We start from the raw sequence: 531 nt of genomic DNA, 5'->3' as shown, positions 1-531 counted from the left end.
AAACGCTGGGGATGGACACCTCGATCATCAGCATCATCGCCCTGATCGTTGGCCTGATGCTGCTGTGGTCGGCGATCCGGGCGTTCATGAACGCGTCGATCATTGCCGGGATCATCTGATTGCTGCTGGGGTTGTGGTTGTTGAGCTGGATCATCCATTAACACCACCGCCACCCTGTGGGAGCGAGCCTGCTCGCGAATGGCGTCTGTACATTGCCGTACATTTCCATCCTTGACGATCAACAACCGGCAGCTCAGTCTGCCGGTTCTGTTTTTTCTCGCGGAGGTGGTCGATGCCCTTTTTCACGGTTGACGGACAAGCACTGCACTACATTGATCAAGGCACCGGCCCCGCCGTGTTGCTGGCCGGCAGTTATCTCTGGGATCAAGCGATGTGGGCGCCGCAGATCGCCGCGCTGACCCCGCACTATCGCGTCATCGCCCTGGATCTGTGGGGCCATGGCGAGTCCGGCAAGTTACCTGAAGGCACGACATCGCTGGACGACATCGCCCGACAGGCGCAGGCCTTGCT

General features: G+C 59.5%; 1 protein-coding gene. It reads left to right on the top strand.

What is annotated here, in order from left to right:
- Nucleotides 1–292 precede the first annotated feature (292 nt).
- On the top strand, nt 293–531 hold a 239-nt coding region (locus tag LC455_RS31090; protein ID WP_369075778.1), incomplete at its 3' end, for an alpha/beta fold hydrolase.

It is taken from the genome of Neobacillus bataviensis (assembly GCF_019969725.1).
Note: the sequence above shows the minus strand (reverse complement) of the source record. Positions and strands in the feature narration are given on the sequence as shown.